The following is a 1947-nucleotide window of genomic DNA, read 5'->3' as shown; positions in this document are numbered from 1 at the left end:
AACATGTCAGAAAGTCAATCACAATCCATTGGAATGAATTTCAGTGTTGGAATAGGTGGTGTTACAGGTTCGTCAGATTTATATGCAGCAAAGACTCTCAAATCTGGTGCTAACGGAACCATAGGGATAACCTATAATTCGACAACATCAAATACTGAGAAAATGATGATGGATATAAATGGAGATGGCTTACAGGATATTTTGGAAATGTCAGCCGGAAATTCTGTAATTTCTGTTCGTTATAATACAGGCTGTGGTTTTACATCAAGACAGGGTATTGAGCTGCCCGGTTGGAAGAATTTTGTTAAAGATAATTATGAAAAATTTCTGACTCAGGCTGATAGCAATGGATTTGATTTAGGGTTGATAAAAGATATTCCGGTAATTGGTGCCGCCGCAAGCAAAGGTTTGACAAGTGTTTCAATTAACCCGTTTGGATTTAATGCAGAAAACTTTTCTAATTCTTTGGATTGGAATACAAGCGTAACTCTTGGAATGAGTGGCAGTGTGGGAGCAAATGTTAATATTGGAATAGATATTATCATTTTATGTGTTTATTGCGGAACAATAAACATTACTGTTTCTGGAGGAGCTGGAACTAATGCATCTACATCAATCAACGGTGCTTCTGTAAAAATGATGGATCTGGACGGAGACGGCCTTGCAGATCATGTTCTTCGCATTCCTGGCTTTGGAACATATTGGAAACGCAATATTAGCGGTCGTTATGGACAGCTTACAGGAATTAATCTGCCTCAAGGAGGAAATGTCCGGCTGGAATATGCAGAGCAATATGGAACAACAAAGAATCCAAACTTTAAATATGTTCTAAGCAAAGTTACAATGAATGATGGTTGTAACGAAACTGTTCCTGAGATAAAACACGGAAATCATTCTGTAACTACTGTTTATGAATATGAAGACGGCTATTATGACAGACAGAAAAAAGATTTCTTCGGATTCAGAATCGTAAAGACGACGAATGCTGACGGAACGTATCAGGTAGATGAATATAACACTAATGAATATTACGCAAAAGGCAGTCTTAAAAAGAGTTGCTCTTATGCTAAAGACGGGGCTATTCTTACTATGAGTGAAACAATTCTCAGAGAAACTCCTTATGCACTTCCAACAAAAGAGGAAAGCTGGACTTATGAAAAAGCAAGTGGCGAAAATCAGTCAATTAATAATTTTATAGAATATGAATATGATGAATATGGAAACTGTACAAAACTGACTCAAACTTTTTCAGATGGAAAAACTTTGGTTGGTGAATTTACGTATGATAATACAAATATAAAAGATTACATTATTGGCTTACCAAAAGAGATTTGTGTTTATGATAGTGATGAAAAATTATTAAGAAAGCGACAAGGTGAGTATAATGAATATGGGGAACTTACTGAATTAAAACAATTTTATAGTTTGTATAATTATTCATCAAATTATGTAATTTATGACGATTTCGGAAACATAGAAAAAGTTTTAGATGGTCGCGGTTCAATGTTGATTTATGAATATGATGACACAGAGCATATGTTTGTAACAAAAATTTTACAGACTGGAAAAGACACTGACTCGTATGAAAGTTTTATTGAATATGATATTGAAACTCAAACAAAAACAAAAGAAACAGACTGCAATAAAAATGAATTGCGCTATGAATATGATGGCTGGCAGAGAATAAAAGAAATTCGGACTGCTTACGACACGGGCACAATTCCCGCGGTAAGTTATGAATATAATACACCGAACAATGATTCTTTTGGACATCACGAATTATGGTATGCCGTGACAAACAATAAAGTAACATTTGACGCGGACGATGACAGCATAATTCAGACCGTATTACAGATTGACGGTCTTGGTCGAGCCGTCAGAACGGCAAAGACCGGCTTTGTCAACGGCGTTGAAGGATGGAACGCAAGCGGAGCGGTGGAATACGAC

At 36.2% G+C, this 1947-nt stretch carries 1 protein-coding gene; it reads left to right on the top strand.

All coding sequences use genetic code 11. The annotated features are described in order from the left end of the window. Positions 1-33 precede the first annotated feature (33 nt). Positions 34-1947, top strand: a 1914-nt coding sequence (locus tag ACI313_RS04100; protein ID WP_439755345.1) for a toxin TcdB middle/N-terminal domain-containing protein, incomplete at its 3' end; no start/stop codon positions are given.

This window comes from Floccifex sp. (assembly GCF_051873495.1).
GTDB lineage: Bacteria > Bacillota_I > Bacilli_A > Erysipelotrichales > Erysipelotrichaceae > Floccifex.
This window is presented reverse-complemented; position numbering and strand designations above follow the sequence as displayed.